The sequence below is a fragment of the Streptococcus sp. 27098_8_86 genome (genome assembly GCF_041432595.1).
In the GTDB taxonomy this organism is placed as follows: domain Bacteria; phylum Bacillota; class Bacilli; order Lactobacillales; family Streptococcaceae; genus Streptococcus; species Streptococcus pneumoniae_F.
This window is the reverse complement of sequence record NZ_JAPVZW010000006.1, coordinates 1-23,548: the sequence shown is the minus strand read 5'-3', so window position 1 is coordinate 23,548 and position 23,548 is coordinate 1. Positions and strand designations below refer to the sequence as shown.

The 23,548-nt window shown below is 40.3% G+C and carries 21 protein-coding genes; 2 read left to right on the top strand and 19 right to left on the bottom strand.

Features of this window, described 5'->3' with window-relative positions:
* The first annotated feature begins 105 nt into the window (after positions 1-105).
* Positions 106-1,551, top strand: a complete 1,446-nt coding sequence (locus O3616_RS06555; protein ID WP_371638417.1) for a UDP-N-acetylmuramoyl-L-alanyl-D-glutamate--L-lysine ligase — start codon at positions 106-108, stop codon at positions 1,549-1,551.
* A gap of 43 nt (positions 1,552-1,594) precedes the next feature.
* On the opposite strand, the gene O3616_RS06550 is transcribed toward O3616_RS06555, so the two are convergent.
* The 15 genes from O3616_RS06550 to O3616_RS06480 form a co-directional block, all read right to left on the bottom strand.
* On the bottom strand, positions 1,595-1,786 hold the full coding sequence (locus O3616_RS06550) for a CsbD family protein (RefSeq protein ID WP_049488510.1): 192 nt from the start codon (positions 1,784-1,786) through the stop codon (positions 1,595-1,597).
* Between the two features lie 101 nt (positions 1,787-1,887).
* Positions 1,888-2,538 carry a DUF1803 domain-containing protein gene (locus O3616_RS06545; RefSeq protein ID WP_371638416.1) on the bottom strand — a complete coding sequence of 217 codons (651 nt, stop codon included), beginning with the start codon at positions 2,536-2,538 and terminating at the stop codon, positions 1,888-1,890.
* Positions 2,522-3,034 (bottom strand): YiiX/YebB-like N1pC/P60 family cysteine hydrolase, encoded by a 513-nt coding sequence (locus O3616_RS06540; RefSeq protein WP_371638415.1) that lies wholly within the window; start codon positions 3,032-3,034, stop codon positions 2,522-2,524. The genes O3616_RS06545 and O3616_RS06540 overlap by 17 nt, the downstream gene beginning before the upstream one ends.
* 87 nt (positions 3,035-3,121) lie before the next feature.
* Positions 3,122-4,057, bottom strand: a complete 936-nt coding sequence (locus O3616_RS06535; protein WP_371638414.1) for a manganese-dependent inorganic pyrophosphatase — start codon at positions 4,055-4,057, stop codon at positions 3,122-3,124.
* An 82-nt stretch (positions 4,058-4,139) separates the two neighbouring features.
* Complete coding sequence (locus O3616_RS06530) at positions 4,140-4,427, bottom strand: GIY-YIG nuclease family protein (RefSeq protein ID WP_125447943.1); 288 nt, start codon at positions 4,425-4,427, stop codon at positions 4,140-4,142.
* Entirely contained in the window at positions 4,417-5,166 is a 750-nt protein-coding gene (locus O3616_RS06525) for a tRNA1(Val) (adenine(37)-N6)-methyltransferase (RefSeq protein WP_070842494.1), read from the bottom strand. The genes O3616_RS06530 and O3616_RS06525 overlap by 11 nt, the downstream gene beginning before the upstream one ends.
* Positions 5,167-5,218: 52 nt before the next feature.
* Positions 5,219-5,581, bottom strand: a complete 363-nt coding sequence (locus O3616_RS06520) for a S1 RNA-binding domain-containing protein (protein WP_000689605.1) — start codon at positions 5,579-5,581, stop codon at positions 5,219-5,221.
* 1 nt (position 5,582) lies between these two features.
* Positions 5,583-6,983, bottom strand: a complete 1,401-nt coding sequence (locus O3616_RS06515; protein WP_371638413.1) for a bifunctional Cof-type HAD-IIB family hydrolase/peptidylprolyl isomerase — start codon at positions 6,981-6,983, stop codon at positions 5,583-5,585.
* Positions 6,984-7,062: 79 nt separating this feature from the next.
* Positions 7,063-7,566, bottom strand: a complete 504-nt coding sequence (locus tag O3616_RS06510) for a GNAT family N-acetyltransferase (RefSeq protein ID WP_049510305.1) — start codon at positions 7,564-7,566, stop codon at positions 7,063-7,065.
* A gap of 197 nt (positions 7,567-7,763) precedes the next feature.
* A complete protein-coding gene (rpsR, locus tag O3616_RS06505) occupies positions 7,764-8,003 on the bottom strand; it encodes a 30S ribosomal protein S18 (RefSeq protein WP_000068664.1) in 240 nt (79 codons plus the stop codon).
* Between the two features lie 31 nt (positions 8,004-8,034).
* The gene (gene ssbA, locus O3616_RS06500; protein WP_004269791.1) at positions 8,035-8,505 is read right to left on the bottom strand and encodes a single-stranded DNA-binding protein SsbA; all 471 of its coding nucleotides are present in this window, start codon (positions 8,503-8,505) and stop codon (positions 8,035-8,037) included.
* An 11-nt stretch (positions 8,506-8,516) separates the two neighbouring features.
* Positions 8,517-8,807 carry a 30S ribosomal protein S6 gene (gene rpsF / locus O3616_RS06495; protein ID WP_001151780.1) on the bottom strand — a complete coding sequence of 97 codons (291 nt, stop codon included), beginning with the start codon at positions 8,805-8,807 and terminating at the stop codon, positions 8,517-8,519.
* 219 nt (positions 8,808-9,026) lie between these two features.
* Positions 9,027-9,581 (bottom strand): DJ-1 family glyoxalase III, encoded by a 555-nt coding sequence (locus O3616_RS06490; RefSeq protein WP_070842492.1) that lies wholly within the window; start codon positions 9,579-9,581, stop codon positions 9,027-9,029.
* 10 nt (positions 9,582-9,591) lie between these two features.
* The gene (locus O3616_RS06485; RefSeq protein WP_061590331.1) at positions 9,592-10,815 is read right to left on the bottom strand and encodes an FtsW/RodA/SpoVE family cell cycle protein; all 1,224 of its coding nucleotides are present in this window, start codon (positions 10,813-10,815) and stop codon (positions 9,592-9,594) included.
* Between the two features lie 4 nt (positions 10,816-10,819).
* Positions 10,820-13,300, bottom strand: coding sequence for a bifunctional DnaQ family exonuclease/ATP-dependent helicase (locus tag O3616_RS06480; protein WP_371638478.1), 2,481 nt, complete (start codon positions 13,298-13,300; stop codon positions 10,820-10,822).
* A 123-nt stretch (positions 13,301-13,423) separates the two neighbouring features.
* On the opposite strand from O3616_RS06480, the gene O3616_RS06475 reads away from it, so the two are divergent.
* Entirely contained in the window at positions 13,424-13,609 is a 186-nt protein-coding gene (locus tag O3616_RS06475) for a hypothetical protein (RefSeq protein WP_001068558.1), read from the top strand.
* Between the two features lie 24 nt (positions 13,610-13,633).
* Here the strand turns inward: O3616_RS06475 and O3616_RS06470 are convergent, their stop codons facing one another.
* The 4 genes from O3616_RS06470 to O3616_RS06455 form a co-directional block, all read right to left on the bottom strand.
* The gene (locus O3616_RS06470) at positions 13,634-14,485 is read right to left on the bottom strand and encodes an NAD(P)H-hydrate dehydratase (RefSeq protein WP_125447940.1); all 852 of its coding nucleotides are present in this window, start codon (positions 14,483-14,485) and stop codon (positions 13,634-13,636) included.
* 258 nt (positions 14,486-14,743) lie between these two features.
* A complete protein-coding gene (locus tag O3616_RS06465; RefSeq protein WP_371638412.1) occupies positions 14,744-21,904 on the bottom strand; it encodes an SIALI-17 repeat-containing surface protein in 7,161 nt (2,386 codons plus the stop codon).
* A gap of 365 nt (positions 21,905-22,269) precedes the next feature.
* Positions 22,270-23,127, bottom strand: a complete 858-nt coding sequence (locus tag O3616_RS06460) for a bifunctional methylenetetrahydrofolate dehydrogenase/methenyltetrahydrofolate cyclohydrolase (RefSeq protein ID WP_049552281.1) — start codon at positions 23,125-23,127, stop codon at positions 22,270-22,272.
* 157 nt (positions 23,128-23,284) lie between these two features.
* On the bottom strand, positions 23,285-23,548 hold a 264-nt coding region (locus O3616_RS06455), incomplete at its 5' end, for an LPXTG cell wall anchor domain-containing protein (protein WP_371638411.1).

Sequence of the window (23,548 nt, the reverse complement as noted above, 5' to 3'; positions counted from 1 at the left end):
AGATTCCTCATTTAATTTTAATCACTAGGAAAAATTCCTTATCTTCCATTATAAACTTTTCCTTGTCACTTGTAAATTTACGACTTTCGGTTTACAATAGAAAGTATGATAAAGATTGAAACCGTATTAGATATTTTAAAGAAAGATGGTCTCTTTCGTGAGATTATCGACCAAGGACATTATCACTACAACTACAGCCATGTCGTATTTGACACCATCTGCTATGATAGCCGCAAAGCCAAAGAGAAGAGCCTCTTTTTCGTCAAGGGTGCTGGCTTTAAGAAGGAATTTTTGCTTTCTGCCATCTCTCAAGGCCTCGGTTGGTATGTAGCTGAAAAAGACTATGAGGTTGGTATTCCTGCCATTATCGTCAGTGATATCAAGAAAGCCATGAGTTTGATTGCCATGGAATTTTATGGGAATCCCCAAGACAAACTCAAACTCCTCGCCTTCACTGGAACCAAAGGTAAAACAACAGCAGCCTACTTCGCCTATAACATTTTATCTCAAGGGCATCGACCTGCTATGTTGTCGACCATGAACACAACTCTAGATGGCAAGACTTTCTTTAAGTCTGCATTGACAACCCCTGAGAGCATTGACCTCTTTGACATGATGAATCAAGCTGTGCAAAATGGCCGTACCCACCTCATCATGGAGGTATCCAGTCAAGCCTATCTGGTAAAACGTGTCTATGGTCTAACCTTTGATGTGGGAGTTTTCCTCAATATCAGCCCCGACCATATCGGCCCGATTGAACACCCTAGCTTTGAAGACTACTTCTACCACAAACGTCTCTTGATGGAAAATAGCCGAGCAGTTGTCATTAACAGTGACATGGACCACTTTTCTATCTTGAAAGAACAAGTCGATGATCAAGACCATGATTTCTACGGTAGTCAGTCGAGCAACCAAATCGAGAATTCCAAAGCCTTTAGTTTTTCAGCTACGGGTAAACTCGCTGGAGATTATGATATTCAACTAATTGGACACTTCAACCAAGAAAATGCCGTTGCTGCTGGACTTGCTTGTCTCCGTCTCGGAGCTAGTCTTGAAGACATCAAAAAAGGAATCGCTGCAACCCGAGTTCCTGGTCGTATGGAAGTCCTCACTCAGAAAAACGGAGCCAAGGTTTTCATCGACTATGCCCACAATGGTGATAGTCTCAAAAAACTCATCAATGTCGTAGAAACTCATCAAACTGGAAAAATTGCACTGGTTCTTGGTTCGACAGGAAACAAGGGAGAAAGCCGTCGTAAGGACTTTGGCCTCCTCCTTAATCAACACCCTGAGATTCAAGTTTTTCTGACTGCTGATGACCCTAACTATGAAGACCCAATGGTCATTGCAGATGAAATCAGTAGCTATATCAGCCATCCTGTTGAAAAGATTGCCGAACGCCAAGAAGCTATCAAGGCAGCGATGGCTATCACAAGTCAAGAATTAGATGCTGTGATTATCGCTGGTAAGGGAGCCGATTGCTACCAAATCGTCCAAGGTAAGAAAGAAGCCTATCCAGGAGATGCAGCCGTCGCAGAAAATTATTTATAAGATAAAAAAATCAAGGGAAATGAAACCCTTGATTTTTTTATCTTTATTTAAAAGCGTTTTTCAAACCTTCAACGGCACCTTCTACAGCATCTTTAGCATCTTCAACTACTTCTTTTGCCTTAGCAACTGTCTTTTCTACAGCGCCTTCTGCTTCAGTCTTACCATCTCCAGTAACTTTACCAAATCCTTCTTTGATAGCGCCTGTTGCTTGTTCCAATTTGTTTTCAAGTGACATATGATTGTCTCCTTTAGTTTTATTCCGATATGTGTTACCGGTTACATATAGTTTATACCGAATACTAAGGAAAGTCAAACAATGTGCTCACAAAAAAGAAATCAGGCCAAGTAGAAAGTTAATCTTTCCTTATCAAAATCGACGGCCAACTCATACTTTCCATCTTCATTTTGGACAATATAGCCCAAGACTACTAAACTGTCCACAAAGATATCACGGCGTTTCTGCATCAGTTGATCTTTTTTGAGAAATTTTAGCAAAAAAGTCGTCATATATTTGAGAGCATACTCAGGATTGACATCTCCCAAAATGTCATAGAGATCCTGCTGTTTTTCTGTCAAAGGATACTGATGTTTGACCTTGTAGAAATAATTGGAAAGGGTCATTTTAGTCCGCGCAAAGTCCGTCTTTTCAACTAAAATAGCAGCATTGGTTTGATTTCGTAATTCCGTCTCAAACCCCTGCTCCAACAAGGCTTGATAGGTCGGACTATCTTCGCTGACAAAAATCTCTTGATCCAGTTCGAGACTATCGAGTGATTCAAGAATGGGAAGATTAAGGTAATAACGCTTATTTTCTCGTAGAATCAAGCCTGCCTTTATATACTCTTCCATGAGTTTATCAACTGCTATATCTGGAAATTGAGCCTTAATTTCTCTCAAAATAACATCCTCATGCTGGTCCAGATAGCGGATCAATTCTCTAAAAAATGGCTGTCTCGTCAAACGAGATGGATTAAAAATCTGAATCATGAAGATTCCTTTCTTTACATTCTAACAGAGACGATGCTGCCAACTGACTGGGATTGGTCCCAGCTTGGTTCAGAGGAACAGGCAAGCCTAGTTCTCTGTAATACTCTCTCCAAAAGTCACTAATCTCCTGCTCCCCATCCCCAAATTTCATGGGAATGGTTTCAAAAATGGGGAGGATTTCTGCCATATACTGGGAACAGTAAAAACCTTCTCCATCTGGATAGAAAGAAGCATTGTAGGGTGCTCCTAGATGTTTGCAAGCTTTTTCCTTCACAGACTGGATATCCATTTCTGGGTAAACATAGAGGTCGTACAAATGATTGGACTCAAAGAAGTCTGCTGGTTCTTGACAAACCACACCAGCCTGTCCACTAGCGTGGTAAATCATCCCATCCAAATAAATGGCAACATGATTATAGTTGCCTGTGGAAGTCTGGATGGCCTGCCCCATATCTGACTCATCTCTCACAAAAATCAAATCACCATTTTCTAACATGCTTCACTCCTAGAAAAAAAAGGAGCCAAAACTCCTTTCGATATAAGGCAAACTAGCCTTTCCTAATTTGAATTAATACTCAAAACTTTAAGCATTAAAGCTTTCAGTCAATTGAGGTACCACTTGTTTCTTACGTGAAACAGCACCAGCAAGGAAGGCATGATTGTTTTCAAGTTTGAAGTTGAAAGCTGCTTCAACCTTGTCCATGTTAGCACCAAGAGCCAAGATTTCTGAGTTTGAGTTGACAATATCTGTAATCATCAAAACAAAGTCAGAGTAGCCGTTTGCTGCGTTAGCAGCTTGCATTGCAGCTTCAATTTCTGCTTGGCGTTCCAATACTTCAGCGATGTCAACTGTGTTTACTTGAGCAACACGGACATTATTTCCGTTCAATTCAAAAGTTTTAGCATCGATATCAATCAATTCATCAGCAGATTTGCTAGCCAAGTTTGTACCAGCTTTAAGCATAGCCAAACCATACTCTTCCAAGTTGACACCAGCTAATTCAGCCAATTCAGGAGCAATGACTGTATCTGTTGGGTGTGTTGTTGGTGATTTCAAAAGAAGGGTATCTGAAATCAAACCTGAAAGCATCAAACCAGCAAGCTCTTTAGGTACAGCTACACCATGTTCTTTGAACATACGGTAAACGATTGAAGACGCTGAACCAACTGGCTCCAAACGCATGTAGAGTGGGCTTGCAGTTTCAAAGTTAGCCACACGGTGGTGGTCTACAACACCATAAACTTCTACTTCAGCGATATCTGATACAGATTGTTGGAATTCATTGTGGTCAGTTAGGATAACTTGCTCTGCACCTTCTACTTTGGCAGAAGTGATAACACGCGGTGCTTCCACACCAAAATAGTTCAAGACAAAGGCTGTTTCTTCATTTGGAGTTCCAAGGGCAACAGCTTCCGTATCCAAACCGTAAGCTTCTTTTGCAAGGTAGGCAAAGGCTACAGATGACCCGATGGCATCTGAGTCTGGATTTTGGTGACCAAATACTAGAATCTTAGACATGATAATACCTCATTTTGTTTATTCTCTTTATTGTAGCATTTTTTTCGCTTTTTGACAAAAGTAAGAGGAGTCAAAGGACTCCTCACAATTCTTCAAAATAACTAAGTAAATTTCTATCTTGATTTTCAGATAAAAATTGCTCCTTCTGTGGCCTCTTCTTACGCTTAAGAAGGGCTTCTGCCGACATGGCTTCTTCCTTACTGGCAAAACCTTGAGCATAGATAAGTTTGACTGGCAAGCGTGCTCGCGTATATTTGGCTCCCTTCCCACTACTGTGGACAGCGAGGCGTCTCTTCACATCAGTCGTATAGCCTGTATAGTAGGATCCGTCACGGCACTCCAGCACATACATATAAGCCTTATGATCCATAATAAATCTCTTCGAGTTCAGGCGTATAAGAGCCATCATCATTGTGTACAATGAGAGGTGGCAAGACCTTAAAGCCACTTGTCGAGCCATCCTTGATGGCCTCAATCAAAAGCATATTGGCTTCCTTTTCCTTTTTTGGATAGACAAATTGCAGGCGCTTAGGGGCTAGATTATGCCGTTGTAACGTATCCAAAATATCCAGAAGTCGATCAGGGCGATGAACCATGGCCAAACGCCCATTGGATTTGAGAATACTCTGGGCACTACGACAGATTTCCTGCAAATTGGTCGTGATTTCATGTCGCGCCAAGAGATAATGTTCGCTCTCGTTCAGATTGGAATGAGGATCCACCTTGAAATAGGGCGGATTACACAAAATCATATCTACCTTACTTCCCTGAATGTAAGCAGGCATATTTTTCAAATCATCACAGATGACCTCCATCTGCTCTTCCAAACCATTCAAACGGACAGAGCGCTCAGCCATATCTGCCAAACGCTCCTGAATCTCAACAGCCAAAATCTGTGCCTGAGTCCGAGTGCTAGCAAATAGCCCAACTGCTCCATTTCCAGCGCAAAAATCCACTATCAAGCCCTTTTTAGGAAAACGTGGAAAACGTGACAAGAGAACACTATCCACCGAATAGCTAAAGACCTCTCTATTTTGAATGATTTTGATATCTGTCGAAAAGAGCTGGTTAATGCGCTCTCCTGATTTTAATAATTGTTCTTCTTCCATGGTCTTATTATAGCAAATTTATATTAACATTACAAAAGATAGAGATTTCTAACTAGTGCTTCTGATTCTTCAAATGTTGAAGGGCTTCCTTGGTCCAAATTGGCATCATTCGTTTGAGAGGCGCAAAGCCGTAGTTAAAACGGTCGCTTGAAAAGCGTCTCCGTCTCGGAAACTGGTGCTTTTCTTCCTCCAAAGTGCGGATAGAAAGACTGGCTTTCCCTGTAAATTCATCTAAATCCACTACCTGAACCTGAACCTCTTCATCGACCTTCAAGGCTTCTTGGATATTTTCAATAAAGCCTGTCCGAATCTCTGAAATGTGAATCAGCCCTGTATCACCCGTCTCTAGCTCAACAAAGGCACCGTAGGGCTGAATCCCTGTAATACGCCCCTTTAGCTTATCACCGATTTTCATCCTAGTCCTCGATTTCAATTGTTTCAATCACGACATCTTCAACTGGCTTGTCCATAGCCCCTGTCTCAACAGCAGCAATGGCGTCCAAAACAGCGTAAGAAGCTTCATCAGCTAGCTGACCAAAAACAGTATGACGGCGGTCTAAGTGAGGAGTTCCTCCTTGGTTGGCATAGATTTCCGCAATCGATTCTGGCCAACCTCCACGAGCAATTTCTTTCTTAGAATAAGGCAAATGTTGATTTTGCACGATAAAGAACTGGCTGCCGTTGGTATTTGGACCAGCATTGGCCATAGAAAGGGCACCACGAATATTGTAAAGTTCTTCAGAGAATTCATCCTCAAATGATTCGCCGTAGATTGACTCGCCACCCATACCAGTACCAGTTGGGTCTCCACCTTGAATCATAAAGTCCTTGATAATACGATGGAAAATGACACCATCATAGTAACCATCTTTTGAAAGAGCTACAAAGTTAGCCACTGTTTTAGGAGCGTGATCAGGGAAGAGCTTGATACGCAAGTCTCCGTGATTGGTCTTAATAGTCGCGATAGGACCTTCTACTGTTTCAATGTCTACTTGTGAGAAATGCAATTCTTTTTCTACCATACCAAATCCTTCTAAGGCATCAAAAATGCCATCTTCTTCTAGTGTTTTTGTTATATAATCTGCTTTTTCTTTGATATTATCATGAGAAATTCCCATAGCGACGCTGATTCCAGCATAATCAAAGAGTTCTAAGTCATTCAGCCCATCTCCAAAAACCATGACGTTCTCTGGTTTCAAACCTAGGTATTCCACAACCTTTTCCACACCCGTCGCTTTGGAGCCTGAAATCGGCACAATATCAGACGAATGCTCATGCCAACGAACCATGCGAAGCTTGTCTGAGAAACTGTCAGGCAAGTGCAAGTCATCTCCCTTATCTTCAAAAGTCCACATCTGATAGATATCTTCTTTCTCATGGAAATTAGGATCTACAGCCAAATCAGGGTAAATTGGATTGATCGCTTCACTAATCATATCGGTGCGAGTCGACAACTTGGCATCATGACTCCCAACCAAGCCATACTCAACTCCCTCTTGCTTTGCCCAAGAGATATATTCTTCCACATCTTCTTTGGCAATCTGATGTTGATAAATGACCTGACCTTTTTTATCTTCAATGTAGGCCCCGTTTAAGGTTACAAAAAAGTCAGGCTTGAGGTCACGAATCTCTGGCACAACACCAAAAATCCCTCGTCCAGAAGCAATACCTGTCAAAATTCCTTTCTCACGTAATTGCTTAAAAACAGTTGGGATTGAAGCTGGAATAAAACCTGTCTTAGAATTTCTCAATGTATCATCAATATCAAAAAAGACAATCTTGATTTTCTTTGCCTTGTATCTTAATTTGGCATCCATCTCACTACCTCTTTCAATCTAACTCTTTCCATTATACCATAAAGTAGCTAAATCCCCTATTTTCAAAAAGTTTCCAGTTTTATTGTAAGTCCTTGGATAAGTATAAAACTAAATCATCATTATTTTGGCTAGTTGCATTCATTTCCAAGGGTTTATTTCTATACCAGACACCTGTCCCATCTGGAATATAGCCTCGTTTGATATACAATCTCTGGGCAGGGCCATAGCCTGAGTGCAAACCTACACCAAGAGTGACCTTACTCGAAACAAACTTGACTCGTTTTTCTGCTTCTTCTAGCAGTTGATTCCCAATCCCTTGATTTCGAAAAGGCTCAAACACATTAAAATCTGATAATTCTGGATATACTTCTGCAAAAGGACCATGTTTAGCAGAGGGCAAAATGGTAACGTAGCCCGCTACAGCACCATCAATCTCTGCAACTAAGACTTCTCTCTCCCCACTTTCCTGTTCCAGAAAATATCTAGCCAAAATTTCCTCTCTACCAGTCCAACCTTGATTCATAAATCCATGAGATAAGGATTCAATATCAGACTTAATCATATTTCTAATCGTACAATTCATCTTTGACTTACCCACCTTTACTCTTTCTATTACCATTATAGCACGCCAAGGTCAGAAAAAACTATCTCGTGAAAAAAAACCAACCGGGCTTTAATTCGCTTTCTTATTTTCAAGCTCATGAAAAAGAGGTCCACTGGACCCAAACTCGCTCTCTCATTTCAAGGCTCGTGAAAAAAAGACCCAACCGGGTCTTTTCTTTAATCTTCGTTTACGAAAGGCATCAAAGCCATTACGCGAGCGCGTTTGATAGCTGTTGTTACTTTACGTTGGTTTTTAGCTGAAGTTCCTGTTACACGACGAGGAAGGATTTTCCCACGTTCTGAAACGAAACGGCTAAGAAGCTCAGTATCTTTGTAATCAACATATTCAATTTTGTTTGCTGCGATGTAATCAACTTTTTTACGGCGTTTGAATCCGCCACGACGTTGTTGAGCCATGTTTTTTCTCCTTTATAATTTTAGTTGTCCATTAGAATGGTAAATCATCATCTGAAATATCCAATGGATTTGTTGCTCCAAATGGATTTTCATCACGTGAAAAGTCTGGTACTGAATTTGTAGGTGCTGAATAGTTTGCAGTTGGTGCAGAATAAGCTCCACCTGTGTGACCCTCACGCACACTACGGCTTTCCAACATTTGGAAATTCTCAGCCACGACCTCTGTCACGTAGACACGTTGTCCTTGCTGGTTATCGTAACTACGAGTCTGGATACGACCTGTCACCCCGATAAGTGAGCCTTTTTTAGCCCAGTTAGCAAGGTTTTCAGCCTGTTGGCGCCACATAACGACATTGATAAAATCAGTCTCACGTTCGCCATTTTGACTCTTAAATGTACGGTTTACTGCAAGAGTAAAAGTCGCAACTGCTACATTTGATGGGGTATAACGCAACTCAGCATCACGTGTCATACGCCCTACAAGTACAACATTGTTAATCATAGTTTACCTTCTTACGCGTCAGTTTTGACGATCATGTGACGAAGAATGTCAGCGTTGATTTTTGAAAGACGGTCAAACTCTTTAAGAGCTACATCGTCGTTTGCTTCAACGTTAACGATGTGGTAAAGTCCTTCACGGAAATCTTTGATTTCGTATGCAAGACGGCGTTTTTCCCAAGATTTTGATTCAACAACAGTTGCACCGTTGTCAGTCAAAATAGAGTCAAAACGTGCTACCAAAGCGTTTTTAGCTTCTTCTTCAATGTTTGGACGAATGATATAAAGAATTTCGTATTTAGCCATTGATATGTTCCTCCTTTTGGTCTAATGACCCCAAGACTTTGCAAGGGGTAAGTGAGGTTCGCTCACAATAAACTATTATACTAGAAAACATTTTTTTACGCAAGTAAAAACACCGAAATATAAAAAGAAGATGACGAATCATCTTCTCAAAAAATATAACTCTATAGAGAGTGATTAATATTTTAGTATTTATCAAACTATAGAGATTACGGATCCGTTTTACTGATTTTTACCAAAGACATCTCGATAGAGCATTCCTGTTCGTAAACTCTCTGCGTCTCCTCCTAATTGCTCCACCAACTCGTAGGCAAAGGCAAGGGCTGTTGAAGGGCCTCGACTGGTTGTCAATTGACCATCTACCACTACTGTTTCCTTGACGTAGTGACCATCAAGGATTTTCTCTTGAACGCCGTCATAACAAGTGTACTGCTTGTTTTTCAATAGCCCTGCTTGATTGAGAGCAATTGGTGCCGCACAAATGGCTGCCAGTTTCTTCCCTTTTTGCTCGAAGCTTTGCAACTCTTGAACCAAGGCCTGATTGTCCCGCAAATGTGCAGAACCAGGCATGCCACCAGGAAGGACAACCATATCATAGTCTGATAAATCACCATCAAAGACACGATCTGCTGTGACTTGGATTGCATGCGAACCAGTCACTTGCTCTTCAAACCCAACCATATCACAAGTGATATTTGCCCGACGCAAAACATCCACAACTGTCAAAGCTTCAATTTCTTCAAAGCCCTGAGCTAACATAACTGCTACTTTTACCATGATTTTCTCCTTATTTGATTTGTTTTAAAACAACCTTTTTCCGCTTGAATGGAACTTTTCCGCTCTTTTCTTCAGCTAGATTGGTCTGGTAACTCATCGATAAAAGTAATCCCACACCAATCAGATTACTGATAATAGCCGATCCTCCTTGAGAAATGAAAGGCAAGGGAATCCCCGTCAAGGGAAGCAAGCCCGTCACAGCACCGATATTCTCAAAGATATGGAAGAGTAACATCATGATCAAACCTGTGGAAATATAGGTGTAGAACTGATTATTTGATTTAAGAGTAATCTTCAACATACGATAAATCAGCATGAGATAAAGGGCGATAACAAGGACAGAGCCAATAAAGCCAAAATCTTCTGCAATGACCGTGAAAATCATATCCGACTCTCTAACTGGAATAAGCAGATTAGAAGCATTAAATCCTTGACCAAACAAACCACCACTCCCAATCGCAATCTGCCCTTGAGCCTGTTGGTAAGTGGTTGTTTGGGCAAAGTCAAAAGGATTGAGCCAAGCCAAAATACGGTTGATTTGGTAGGTCGGCATTCCCAGTTGATGGAGAAAAGCTCGGCCGTCCTTGCTGATAAAAATAGCTAAGAAACCTGCAATTCCTGTTACAGCAGTCACAAATACTGGGATAATAATTTTCCAAGAAACCCCCGATAATAAAACGATTCCTGAGAAAATGGCTACAAAAACCAAAGCCGTCCCTAAGTCACTTTGAAGTGCCAAAAGAACTAGGACTGGAATGGTAAAGACAATCATCCAAAAAATTAATAAAAAGTCCAGCGGAACTGTGCGTCTCCATTCCTTATGTTTCTTTGTAAATTGGACAATGACACGGGCCAACATGAGGATATAGGATATCTTCATAAATTCTGACGGCTGGAACAAGGTAACACCATTTACCGATACCCAGTTTTTGGCACCCGTTGATGCAACTAAACTTGGATTATAAAAGACGATAGGTAAGACCATAAGTCCCAAGCCTAAAATATATAGAAAGGGTGTCACCTTCCAAAGAAATTCTGTATTGAAGAGCATGACCACAAAACCAATTACAAGTCCCAAGGCAATCCAAGCGACCTGCTGCCCTAAAATGGGCAAAATATTATTTGGATAATCATGACTAACGGCAATATAAATAGCCACCACACCGATAACTAGTAGGAAAAATACTGGCAGGAGCAAACTATAATCGACTCTAGAGTCGAGAGAACGTTTCATATATTCACCTTTTCTCTTTCTTAGATTTTTCATTTTTGTTGTTTTGGAGGAAATCAATGACAGCAGAGGTAATCTGGTTTCTATTCACCTCTCTGATAGTTCTTTCCTTAGCTAGAGCTTGTCTAATCTGTTTACCATATCGTTTATGAACAACTCGACTATCCAGTATCACAGCAATGGAAGCTTGTTCCTCTTTTCTAATTGTTCTACCCAAAGCCTGTTTGAGACGAATAATGGCCATTGGCAACTGATAATCATAGAAAGGATTCTTCCCTTCCTGACGCAATTCATGATTTAATTTTCGTGTTAAAGGTTCTTGGGGATTTTGGAAAGGCAATCGAGGAATTACTTGAATAACGCAAGGATGGGTAGAAAAATCAACCCCCTCCCAGAAACTTCCTGTTCCAAGTAATATTTGTCGCTCTCCTTTTTCAAAACGTTTCTTCAGCTGACTGGGTTCCCCATTTTTATATTGGGCTAAATGAGGATGGTCTAGTAAATCTGACACTGCTAACAGTAATTCTTTAGACGTAAATAAAACAAGCAAAGGCTCTTGAAACGCCTGTAAGGAATGGATAACTGATGTAACCTCTTCTGCATAATCTAAAGGAGAATGTTCAGTTACTAAAGGAAAATCATTTACTAATAAAACTTCTTGTTGCTTCTGTTGTAAAGATTCAACTGTAATAAGTGGAGCTTCAGTAAATCCTAATAAGTCCGCTAAAGAAACTCTATTACTGATTTCAAGAGTGGCAGATACGCCAAGCACTCTGCAATCTTCTGGCAATAAATCTGCTAGTAGAAAGCGACCTTTTTTACTTGAACAAATTAACACATCCTTACTAGACTTCTCAGCAGTTGCCAGCCAAAATTCACGGTCCGATGTAAAAAAGCGCGTCATATCTCTATACTCAGGAAGATTTAACTCAGAAAAATGCTGGCGTAAGTTTTCAAGAGAATCCAACCACTTGTCATTCTTAAGTCCTGAGTAAAACTGATCTATCAAATAGCGACATTCAAACCCGATACTCTCAAGCAACCGTCTCTGAATAAGATCTTTTTCTGTTTCCAAGGACTTTTCAACTTGTGTCACTAAAGCTTCGAGGAGATAAGACTCTTGGACGAGGTTTTCAAGGGCAATCAGCATTTTTTGAGCTTCATCTATGATTATCAAGCGATTGTTGACAAACTCTGGATCATCCTCTAAACGTGTTACCAGATAAGCGTGATTGGTTAACAAAAGGCGACTCGATTTAGCCCTATCTTGACTGCGTTGCCAGAAGTCCTCAGAAATAAATAAACTTTTTTTTGAAAGTTTTCCATCATGTACAAGTTCAGCTAGAAAATGTTGATAACGATACAGCTGCCCGATTTCATCTAAGTCACCTGTTTCTGTCTCTGTTAACCAGATCAAGATTTGCATTTTAAAGCGTGTGAATAGGCGGTTAGACTCTGGCCTATGAAGTACTTTATAAAAATTATCGAGTTTCAAATAATTCTGGGGACCCTTAAGACTATGAATATCAATATGAAAAGTATCTTTTAATCGCCTTCCTTCTTCTTGCATAATTTGATTTTGAAGGATTTTGGTAGGAACACTAACAAGGATGCCCCCTTCACTTTCCATGCTCAAAGCCGGCAGCATGTAACCATAAGTCTTTCCAAGTCCCGTTTGGGCTTGAATAAACGCGGTTTTCTGTTCCTTTAATAACTGCTCAACTTTTTCTGCAAATTCAACTTGCTGAGGACGTTCATCCAAGCCTAACAAGGACATATTTTTAGTAAACTCCTTAGATAGCTTACGTGGTTTTAAAGACTGACTTTTCTTTCTTAGAAAGAGTCCATGGAACTCCATCAAATCGTGAGAAGAAAGGAGGGACTGTCGCTGATATACTTCTTCAATCACTAAATAAGTTTCATAAAGGAGGTTATCCGCAAGATTTAACAACGTTTCTAAAAGTCCTTTTGGTAACTGAAAAAGTTTTTGACGCATAAAAAGCAAAAGCTCTGCTGTTGCTTGTGCATCAGAGAGAGCGGTGTGGGCGTGGTCTAACTTAATCCCTAACTCTTGACAGAGAATGCCGAGATTGTACTTTTCAAACTGAGGGTACAAAACCTGTGCTAACTCAACGGTATCCACTCGTGGAGTTCTCAATTCATAACCTTCAAAGAATAGGTACTCTGCTAGAAGATTTGCATCAAACTGTACATTGTGCGCGACAAAAACACCATTCTTGACCAGCTCAAAAATCCTTCCAGCTACCTGTGAAAACTCTGGAGCAACTGCCAACCGTTGATCAGTCAAACCTGTCAATTCTTTTATATGAGAATCCAAGGGCTCATGAGGATTGACATCCGTCCCATACTGATCGACGATTTCACCATTTTCAATCACCACAATACCCACTTGAATAATTTTTGCCTTGCTTCCGGTGCTAGTGGCCTCTAAATCAACAACCACATACCGATTAGTTCTCGAATTCATCATTAAAAATTATATCAAAAAAAGCCCTGTTTGACACCCCTCAACTTCGATAGAAAAATCTCTTTGCTTGAAAAAATTTTTATAAAATGTTTGAATAGTATTATACAGAAAAGGAGACATAAGATGAACCCATTAGATTTGTTTAATCAAGTAAAAGAGCTAATCGAAACAAAAGATTTCGAAGCTGCAAAAACATTTGTTGCAGAAAATCAAGAACAGCTTGGAGAATACTTCTCTCAAGCTCAGCAGTTGATTTCTGGTTCTGAAGGTCTAGATGGCCTCGTTGGAAAGATTAAAGGATTTTTCTAAAAGATATAAAGGCGCCTGAAGCCATCAGGTGCCTTTTTGAGATATTTTTTTCATTATTTTGGGCAGATAAGAGCTGATTTCCGTCGGCAAGACCACATAATGTTCTTGAGATAGTTCTTGGGCTATGGCTGAATGAAGATGGGTTGCCACTGCCACACGTTCGTAGAGACTGGCCTGTCGGAATTGGCCTACAAATCCTGCAATCATCCCAGCCAGAGTATCTCCCATTCCCCCAGTCGCCTGATAGGGACCGCCAACTTGTAACTGGTAATAATAAGATTGGCCAACTTGCCAAATACGAGTAGCTGGACCTTTCTCCACCAAAATGGTTCCTTGAGGGAAGGAAGTTAGGGCATTAGCCGTTGCATCTTCCTTTTGCTTATCAATAGCAATACCAGACAGCTTTTCCCATTCTTTTTGGTGGGGAGTTAGGATAAGCTGGTTAGATGGAAACGACAAACTTGTCCTAGCAATGATAGTTAAGGCCCCTCCGTCTACAATCAAAATCTGATTCTTTTTTAAGCTAGCAAAGACCTGTTTTACTAGATTTTCTCCAAAAGCATCGTCTCGTAAACCAGGTCCCACTAAGACCACTTCTGCCCTCTCCAACTGCTCTTTTAACAGTTGTTGGTCTTGAAGAGAAAAGGCCATAGCCTCAGGTAAATGACTGTGCAAAGCTGGGATATTTTCCCTATCTGTTCCAACGGTCACCAAACCAGCTCCACTTTTAACAGCTGCCAAAGCAGCCATGATGATAGCACCACCATAAGGATAAGTCCCACCCAGTAACAGCAGACGGCCATAGTCTCCTTTATGACTGGTACGAGAACGTTCAATAATAACTTTTTCTAATAATGCTTGCTCAATCACTTTCATTGTTTTTTCCTCTCTATTCATTATACTATAAAGTCTATCTACCTTGCATCTTAAATATAAATCTCTTCGTTCATATAGAAAAAGAGGGGACAAAGCCCCCCTACTCTCCTTTCGTCCCAACACGAAAGTAAACGATTCCATTTTCACTAGTAAAGACGGAGAGGCCTAATTGGTCCTCTCCATCTATTCGACTCATTTATCGATTCATTTTTTATCTTCTACCAATCTATACAAATAGAATGGTATTAGGCGCATAGACTAGTCTTCTTTGCGTTTTGCAGTTAATAAAGCTGCTGATAAGGCCAAGGTAACACCTGCCAAGAAAATAGCTGTTTCTGACTGTTTTTCACCAGTTTCTGGCAATCTCTTGTCTTCCTTGGCAACTTGAACTGGTACTTCTGGAGTCTGAGCTTTTTCTAACGAACTTAGTTTAAACTCTGGTTTTTCTACTGTCGGTGCTGGTTGATTCCCTACTGTAGCTAGAATACCACGGTACTCTGGAAGTTTATGTTCTAGAGCCATTACAGCATTAACGCCACCCTTAAATTCAGGTTTCTCAACACTTGGTACTGCTTGATCTCCTACTGTGGCTAGAATTCCTGTGTATTCTGGAACTTCATTTACTGCTGCTTCTACAAAGTTAGCACCACCTTTGAATTCTGGAACTTCGTTCACTGCTGCTTCTACAAAGTTAGCACCGCCTTTGAATTCTGGAACTTCGTTTACTGGCGAAGGTTCCTCACCCTTACTATTTGAAATAGATGGTTTTACTCCTACCTCAATAATACGATCCTGAGCCTTTCTTTGTTCAGAATGAACAAGAGTTCTAGTAGTTCCCAAAACTTGAATATAGTCAACTTTTTCTCCAGCTTGTCCTTCAGAAACTATACGACGTTGACCTTGAGCAAGTTCAGGGGTTTCACGAATAACTTCTTTAAACGGAAGTGGAGTCTTTTCAATTTCTAAACTTGGAGTTTCTGCTACTAAGTTCTTAACGCCTTCAGTCGGTGTTGTTTGGAAGGTAGACTTAAAGTGTAAACGATATTCTTTCACCAGATTTCCATCTTTGGAAACAAGACGAACAAGTGTTGGAAGATTTGTATTTCCATGATCCACTACCGTGACTACTCCATGTCCACTAGTTGTCGCAGTGACTTTTGGTTTAGTTCCCATTGTTGTTAGGGTGTACTCTGTCACATTTGGATCAAAGTTTTCCAATGCTTTTCCATCGATTGAAATAGTCGCTGACGGTGTTTCGACTTCTGCTCCCTTGCCTGCAGAGTAGGCTGTAAATTCGACTACTGCTAACCCGTTAGTAGTAGACTTACGAGTCATTCGAGCACGAATAGCTGTCGTTTGAACCGGTTCAAAGTTAAACTCGATTAGTTTCCCAGCTACTAATTCTCCAGAAGCTTTGTAAGGAATTGGTGCCCAATTTTCTGCCTTGTTAAATGGATGATCGGCATTTTCTTCGTAACGAGAAATCGTACTTGGTTCTGTAAATTCTGGACCAATATATCTTTCTAGAACCATTTTCTCTGGAGCATCTGTTCCACTATCTTTAAAGAACTGCATGGCAACTTTTCCAATAGCTTGTGAGGTAATGTTACCGTTCTTCTTGAACAATATTCCCACAGAAGTTTCTTGATTTTTTGGTGTACGAGACCAGTTTGTCCAACGTCCATCCTCATTAAATTTTCCATCATTGATATAGAAAATTCTATCATGTGAAGCTGCTTGTGTATCGTTCGTTGTTGAAGCAAAGGCTTTAGAATCTGTTTCATTGTTGCTTGGATTTTCTGAGATGACTTGATTTCCTTTAGCTACAACTGTGACTTGCATGGTAGTTGTTAGATTTGTACCGATGACATGACCAGTTACTTGGAATCTTCCCTCATGCTCTGTCGCATGTTCAGGAATAGCATCCCATTTCACTGCCAGTTTATCTGTAGTCCAAGTAGTTGAAGTTGGATAATAAACAGTGACCTCTGATGGAAGTTGAAGGGTATATCCGAGCTTCAAAGTAGTTGCACCATTTTCAGCTGCTAAAGGTAGACTTGTATCTTTTTCATCATTACGGTAGATTCGATATTCTTTTAAAATAGTACCATCTTCAGCCTTCAAAATAAGACGTGTCGCACCTTTTGGACTTGTTGCTGGAACAAGAGTAACCAAACCATTGTTGCTAGCTGTTGCAGTAATTTCCTTGCTAGATTGAGGAATATAATAATCTGTTTTCGATGGATTAAAGTGTTCAAGATCCTTGCCATCTACTTTGATAGAAATATCTGAACTTGTTTCACTTAAGACCTTGTTTCCAAGGACAGTTAGCTCTGTCAGACCAACTCCCGCAGTACCTTCAGCCTTTTTCATTCGAAGACGAACAGCATAGGTTTCTACCTTGTCAAAGGTAAAGTGATTGGTTTGAGTTGCAGATAGCTGGCTTGGAGCATGTAAGTTTTCAACTGCCTTCCAGTTGGCTGGATTATTAAATGGATGATTAGTATCACGCTGAGCATTGCTGACATCACTTGGTAAATCTGGAATTTCTTTACCTACATAATATTCAACTACATATTCTTTTGGAAGACCAATTGCTCCATCAGTATAGAAATCAACTGACAAATTGTTGACAAAACGTTTCGTCAAGTCTCCTGAATTACCAAACAAGATAGAAGCCCAATCATTATCAGTATTTGTTCTCCAAGTAGTCCATCTATTTTTAGCATCTGTTGGCGTTCTTGACACAGTCAGGTCGTTCAAGGTATTAGCTGAATCATCTCCTCCTGTATTGGACACAATGGCAGCTGGCAATTGCGAACCTGTCCATTGTTTAGAGATATTATTTCCAGCAACAACTTGACTAGACACTCGAACATGAGCTTTAGTTGTAAGATTGCTACCTACTAAACGACCATTGATTTCATAGACCCCTTCAGTTTGACTAAAGTTGGCTGGAACCTGTTCCCAAACCACATCTTTGTAGATAGTTGTTCCGTTAGAATGGTAAGCACGAACATTAGCTGGCAATTGAACTGTCTCACCCTTAGGTACTGTGAGGCTGACTTCCTCTGCAACTTGTAAGCCTTCAACTGTCACCGTTGCTTGAGCTTCAATGTCTGTGCCTTCTACATGTCCTTTAAGGGTAAAGCTATGATAGCGACCTAATTCTTTTTCATCTACCTTGTCCCAAGTTACAGATACTTTGCGTGGCAAGCCCTTATCAAATTCTGCCCCAACTTCTTTAGGTAGATTCGGTTGCTGATTAATGTCTGTAGAAATAGATACAGGATGAAGTTTCACAATCTTCTTGCTGACTTTATTTTCTTTAATCACCACTTCAGTGGTTACAGATTCTGTTTTCTCTGTTTGATTATCGATTCGAGGTGTCAAAGTCACTCTTCCCTTAGTATAGAGCAATAGATTCTGACCATTTACCTCAAGATGCCCACCATCAGATGATTTAGCTTCTAGGTGAATATCTGAAGCTGAAAATTCTGTTTGAGAACCATCCTCATAACTACCAATGACACGATAAGTTAAAACCTGATCTTCAGTAGCAGTTTCTTTTCCTTCCACAACTACTTCCAAACGTTTCAAGGCAGGAGCTTCCTTCACAAACTGAATTAAATAAGTTTGAACCAAGTCACCCTTTTGATCACTCAAGAAGACCGAGGCCTGATAACCATTATCAGCAGAAGCTTGCTGAACAGTTACTTGATAACCAGTAGTCTGAGCTCCAACACTTGGAATTGTTCCAGTGTAAGGAAGAGATACACGATAATAAGTCTTGCCAGACTCGAAGTTCTCAAGAGCTTTATCCCCAACAGTAAGTCCTGTAATGCTACTTGTTGTTTCCTTACTGCTTGCGATAAAGGTTGCCGTAACTTCATGGCCATCATCTACTAATTTACCAGTAGCTTCCGTACGTCCCCCTTCCTTGGTCAAAGCAGCAGGATCTTTCAAAGTCCAAGAAACAACATCTGTATCGATCAAACTACCATCTGTCAGAACAGCTGTGACTGTTTTATCCAAATCAGCTGCAGTTGTACCAACTGGTACTGTAGCAACTTTTGGTAACCATTTATCTAAGGCAATCACTTTTACAAGTGCCTCAGCTTTGGCTTCCAAACCTTCTACACGTCCAGATACTTTTTTCTCACCTGCACTTGTAAGCAAGTCAGATGGCATGTCCCATGTTACAGTCTTTTCCTCAACACTACCGTCGCTATAAATAGCTGTTACTGTTTGAGGCAATTCAGGATTTGTAGTCACATCAGTTGTTGCTTTTACAGGAGCAAAGGCTACAAAGTGACGGTTTTCTTTCTTACCAGACACAGTTGCGACCGTTGCGCTATCAGATGTCAAACCAGCAGAATCTGCATAAAGAGTAAATTTACCTTCTTTTTCTGTTGATTTTACAATGACAACTCCTTTACCATTGAAAGCACGTCTTTGCCATGTTCCATCCGCTTGAGCTTTGTAGCGCTCACGGCTAGCTTGTTCTCCGTTATCCACACCAACGATCTGTCCCTGACCATGAAGATTGAAATGAACAAGATTATTCGCTGTCGGAACCACATTCCCATCGCTATCAACAATTTCGTAATGGATGTAGGATAGGTCTTTCCCATCTGCAGTGATAACATGCTCTTCTTTAGTCAGACGAACTCTTGCTGGTTCCCCTGCAGTTGTCACACTATCACGCGCAATTTCGTTACCATTTTCATCTCTAGCAATCGCAGTCAGTGTGCCGGGTTGGTATTTCACAAGCCACTCAAGATACAATTCACTTGGTTTAGCCCCTTCATGATAAGGACGTCCATCTTCTGTCCTTTTCTTCGTATATTCCTTTTTACCAAGCGACTGTCCATTTAAGAACAATTCGACACTTGCAGCATTTGAGAAGGTACGAACTGGAACCTTTCCATCGACTAGCATCTTGCGATCCTTAAGTGTCTCTTCAGTCCAGTTCCAATGTGGTAAAATGCGTACAGTTGGCTTTTCTTTAGCACTATACCACTCACTGCGATAAAGGTAGAAATCATTTTTTGGTAAACCAGCCGTATCGATGATACCAAAGTAAGAGCTTTTTACAGGTGTATTATCTTGGTTATGCCATGGAGTTGGTTCACCAATATAATCAAACCCAGTCCAGATAAATTGTCCGGCATAGCCAGCGCGATCACGGTCAAAAGTCCATGACTCAGTAGCTGTTCTTCCCCACCCAACACGGTCGTTACCATAATCAGATTGTTCATAGTGACGATTTGGACGGTTATCGTGTCCAAGGATTTGAGCAGGATTGTAATAAGAATCACGCGTTCTAGTAGCTGAAGAGGTTTCAGAACCATAAATGAGCCAGTCTGGATGCGCTCTACGAACCGCATCATAAAAACGTTCACCATAGTTCATACCGACAGCATCCATGATTTCTGCGAGTTTCAAGAAATCACCTGTCGCTGCACGACTAAATTTATTATCACCCATGGTGACATAACGCTCAGTATCAATCGCCTTGATAATAGCCTTCAGACGCTTAGCAGTTTCGATAGAGCGAGGACTACCATTTGCCTCTTCTACCTCATTTCCAAGAGACCACATGACGATAGACGGATTGTTCTTATCACGTTCTACCATTGTTCTAAGATCAAAATCAGACCACTTCTCACCCTTCTTAGCTTCAGGATGAGTTGCATCTTGATCAAAGAAACGTCCATAGTCGTAAGTCTTCTTGCCACCATACCAAGTATCAAAAGCTTCCTCTTGAACCAAAAGACCTAAACTAGCTGCAGCATCAAGCAACTGAGGGCTAGCTGGATTGTGGGTTGTTCGAATAGAGTTAACCCCCATATCTTTCAGGAGTTTTAATTTACGATAGGTAGCCTTATAATTCTCTTCTGCACCCAAGGCTCCATTGTCATGGTGAATACTTACTCCGTGGAATTTCATGCGTTCACCATTCAGAGAGAAACCATCCTTAGCAGTCCAATTAAAATAGCGGTAACCAAATGTATCTTCTGTTACATCAACTAGTTGACCTTCTTTATAAACCTTTGTTTTCAGCACATACAGTTGAGGATGATAACTTTTTGTCGTCCAAAGAGTTGGTTTATTAACTAGGATTGTTTGTCTGAAATCTGCAGTTTCATTTTCTGCTAAATTCTTCGTTTCAGAGCGAACTAATTCTGAGACAACCTTGCCTTCCTTAGTGAAAATTTGTTGTTCCACAAAGACTTTAGCAGCCTTCTTATCCGTATTTTTAATCTTACTTTGAACCTGTGTTTCAACATTCCCTTCTTTTTGCTCAGCAAGTTTTGGAGTAGTGATACGATTACCATTTTCGGCAACATGGACTTTATCACGATAACTAAGAGTTACATCACGATAAATTCCACTTCCTGAATACCAACGACTACTTGGTTGCTTATTGGTCACTTGAACAGTAATTGAATTTTCACTACCATCCTTGTTTAAAAATTCTGTGATATCATATGAAAAATGATTATAGCCACTTGGATAATGTCCTACAAATTTACCATTTACATAGACCTTTGAATCCATGTAAACCCCATCAAAATTAATACGAACATCCTTATTCTTGTCTGCTTCATTTAATGTGAAAGTCTTACGATACCAAGCTGTTCCACCATTTAACTGGCCACCTTCATTACGCGCGGGAGACTTATGGTCGAAATCAAAATAAATGCTCCAATCATGTGGAAGATTCAATTTGGACCAATCATGAACATCCACATCTTTTTTTGAAAAATCGCCTTGGGCATTTAGTTTAAAATACCAATCTTTATTAAAATCTTGTTTTCGATCCGATAATAGTTGTTTTTCCTTTTCAACTTCAGCTTTGTTTGACTCTCCAGATAGTGCTTGCGATTTTTCAGAAGAAGGTTTGATCTCTGTGTCTGCTTTCACTTGGTCCTTTTCAGAAGTTTTTTTTGAATCCTCTTTCAGTTCTGTTCCAGATGTTGATGCAGATTCAACAGGCTTTGGATTTGCCTCTTCAGATTTCTGTTTATCCTCAGCCTTGGTTCCTTCTTCTACTTTATTTGGAGTTTCCACTTTAGGACTAGCCAATTCATGACTACCATCGTTAGCAGGTCTAGTAGGTTCTGTATCCTTAGTCACTTTATCTTCTGTCGACTCAGCTTTGGGTTTTACAAACTCACGCCCACCATTCTCATCAGCCTTTGCGATAGCAGCTGCCACATCATCGGGAAGCTTATCTAAAGGCTGAGCTTGATGAACAGTTGTTTCTCCTGTTTGAGTATTGGATGAAGCCACCTCCTCAGCTTGTACAGCTGAAATTCCAAATATACTAGCCCCAATCATTACAGATGCCGCACCTATTGCAAATTTACGAATGCTATAATGACAACGTTTATCAAAAAGTCTTTTGTTCATTAAAATCCTCATTTCTTTTTCTTGATACAAAGTAAGCGCTTACTTTATTTTAAAAAATAACCTCCTTCTGAATACACAAACAAGTATCAAGTTCGATAATATATTTTATATATTAAATATATCAAAACACACCTAAAATTGCAATCATTTTCCATCAATTTAACCTAATAAAATGGTATGCAAGATAAGTTCATTCAAAAGAAATAGGTGCAATGAAAGTAGCTTTCTATTCTAGACTCTTTCCAATACAAATTTCATTCTATTAATAGCATTTTCATACTTCAAATTTATAGTTTATGGACTCATATCATTTTAGACTGCATTATATAAAAAGAAGGTAAGACATTATTCTACCTTCTTTTTTCCTATTTTCTATCCAATGTCCGAAGTGCTGCTTGATAAGTTTGCTCCATCAGCATGGTAATGGTCATAGGACCGACACCTCCAGGAACTGGTGTAATATGGCTAGCAAGTGGGGCAACTGCCTCATAATCAACATCACCACATAGCTTCCCATTTTCATCGCGATTCATCCCAACATCAATGACAACTGCTCCAGGTTTAACAAAGTCAGCAGTCACAAACTTGGCACGACCGATTGCAACCACCAGAATATCTGCTTTAGCAGCCACCTTGGCAAGATTATGAGTCCGTGAGTGAGTCAAAGTCACTGTAGCATTCTTTGCCAAAAGAAGCTGGGCCATGGGTTTTCCGACGATATTGGAACGACCGATGACGACCGCATTTTTACCTTCCAAGTCAATCCCATATTCATGGAACATTTCCATAATCCCTGCTGGTGTAGAAGGAATCATGACTGGATGACCAGACCAGAGACGCCCCATGTTTAAGGGATGGAAACCATCCACGTCCTTTTCAGGATCAATAGCCAATAAAACTGCCTCTTCATCAATATGTTTTGGCAATGGTAACTGGACTAATATCCCGTGCCATTCTGAATCTTGATTGTATTTGGCAATCAAGTCTAACAATTCCTCTTGGGTAATGGTTTCTGGAACTCGGACTACTTCACTACGAAAACCAGCTGCAAGGGCAGAACGTTCCTTATTTCGAACGTAGACTTGGCTGGCAGGGTTGTCCCCAACCAAAATCACCACCAAACCAGGTACTAAACCTGTTTCTTCCTTTAATCTTGCAGTCTTTTCAGCCAGCTGTCCTTGTAACTTAGCTGCTAGAGCCTTCCCATCAATAATCTGTGTCATATCACTTCTCTTTTCTTTCAAATATCTTCCATTATACCAAAAACTGTTAGTCCCCTCTAACACTTCTTTCCTAGGCAATCCTATAGTTTCAAACTATAAGAAAAAGGAGCGGATATTCCATCCAACTCCTTATTCTTATTAGAAAATCTAATTAGATTTAATCTTCTTTTTTCTTACGAGCAAGAAGTCCAAACCCTCCTAGTGCTCCAAGAAGTCCGAGCGATGCTAGACTAGCGTTAGCTTCTGTACCTGTGTTAGGCAACTCTTTTTGACCTTCAACATATTTAGGTGTTTCTTGTTTAGAAGGTTGAGAAGGTTGAGCTGGTTTAGCAGGTTTTTCTACTTCCCTAGGATTTGGAACATAGTTAATTGGTGTATCCTCACCTGGGTTAGTTGGAACATTTGGTACTTCATATCCTTT

What these genes read in the sequence shown, in the direction of transcription:
- O3616_RS06555 (WP_371638417.1), top strand. Translation starts at nt 106, where the DNA reads ATGATAAAGATTGAAACCGTATTAGATATTTTAAAGAAAGATGGTCTC.
- O3616_RS06550 (WP_049488510.1), bottom strand. Translation starts at nt 1,786, where the DNA reads ATGTCACTTGAAAACAAATTGGAACAAGCAACAGGCGCTATCAAAGAA.
- O3616_RS06545 (WP_371638416.1), bottom strand. Translation starts at nt 2,538, where the DNA reads ATGATTCAGATTTTTAATCCATCTCGTTTGACGAGACAGCCATTTTTT.
- O3616_RS06540 (WP_371638415.1), bottom strand. Translation starts at nt 3,034, where the DNA reads ATGTTAGAAAATGGTGATTTGATTTTTGTGAGAGATGAGTCAGATATG.
- O3616_RS06535 (WP_371638414.1), bottom strand. Translation starts at nt 4,057, where the DNA reads ATGTCTAAGATTCTAGTATTTGGTCACCAAAATCCAGACTCAGATGCC.
- O3616_RS06530 (WP_125447943.1), bottom strand. Translation starts at nt 4,427, where the DNA reads ATGGATCATAAGGCTTATATGTATGTGCTGGAGTGCCGTGACGGATCC.
- O3616_RS06525 (WP_070842494.1), bottom strand. Translation starts at nt 5,166, where the DNA reads ATGGAAGAAGAACAATTATTAAAATCAGGAGAGCGCATTAACCAGCTC.
- O3616_RS06520 (WP_000689605.1), bottom strand. Translation starts at nt 5,581, where the DNA reads ATGAAAATCGGTGATAAGCTAAAGGGGCGTATTACAGGGATTCAGCCC.
- O3616_RS06515 (WP_371638413.1), bottom strand. Translation starts at nt 6,983, where the DNA reads ATGGATGCCAAATTAAGATACAAGGCAAAGAAAATCAAGATTGTCTTT.
- O3616_RS06510 (WP_049510305.1), bottom strand. Translation starts at nt 7,566, where the DNA reads ATGAATTGTACGATTAGAAATATGATTAAGTCTGATATTGAATCCTTA.
- rpsR (WP_000068664.1), bottom strand. Translation starts at nt 8,003, where the DNA reads ATGGCTCAACAACGTCGTGGCGGATTCAAACGCCGTAAAAAAGTTGAT.
- ssbA (WP_004269791.1), bottom strand. Translation starts at nt 8,505, where the DNA reads ATGATTAACAATGTTGTACTTGTAGGGCGTATGACACGTGATGCTGAG.
- rpsF (WP_001151780.1), bottom strand. Translation starts at nt 8,807, where the DNA reads ATGGCTAAATACGAAATTCTTTATATCATTCGTCCAAACATTGAAGAA.
- O3616_RS06490 (WP_070842492.1), bottom strand. Translation starts at nt 9,581, where the DNA reads ATGGTAAAAGTAGCAGTTATGTTAGCTCAGGGCTTTGAAGAAATTGAA.
- O3616_RS06485 (WP_061590331.1), bottom strand. Translation starts at nt 10,815, where the DNA reads ATGAAACGTTCTCTCGACTCTAGAGTCGATTATAGTTTGCTCCTGCCA.
- O3616_RS06480 (WP_371638478.1), bottom strand. Translation starts at nt 13,300, where the DNA reads ATGAATTCGAGAACTAATCGGTATGTGGTTGTTGATTTAGAGGCCACT.
- O3616_RS06475 (WP_001068558.1), top strand. Translation starts at nt 13,424, where the DNA reads ATGAACCCATTAGATTTGTTTAATCAAGTAAAAGAGCTAATCGAAACA.
- O3616_RS06470 (WP_125447940.1), bottom strand. Translation starts at nt 14,485, where the DNA reads ATGAAAGTGATTGAGCAAGCATTATTAGAAAAAGTTATTATTGAACGT.
- O3616_RS06465 (WP_371638412.1), bottom strand. Translation starts at nt 21,904, where the DNA reads ATGAACAAAAGACTTTTTGATAAACGTTGTCATTATAGCATTCGTAAA.
- O3616_RS06460 (WP_049552281.1), bottom strand. Translation starts at nt 23,127, where the DNA reads ATGACACAGATTATTGATGGGAAGGCTCTAGCAGCTAAGTTACAAGGA.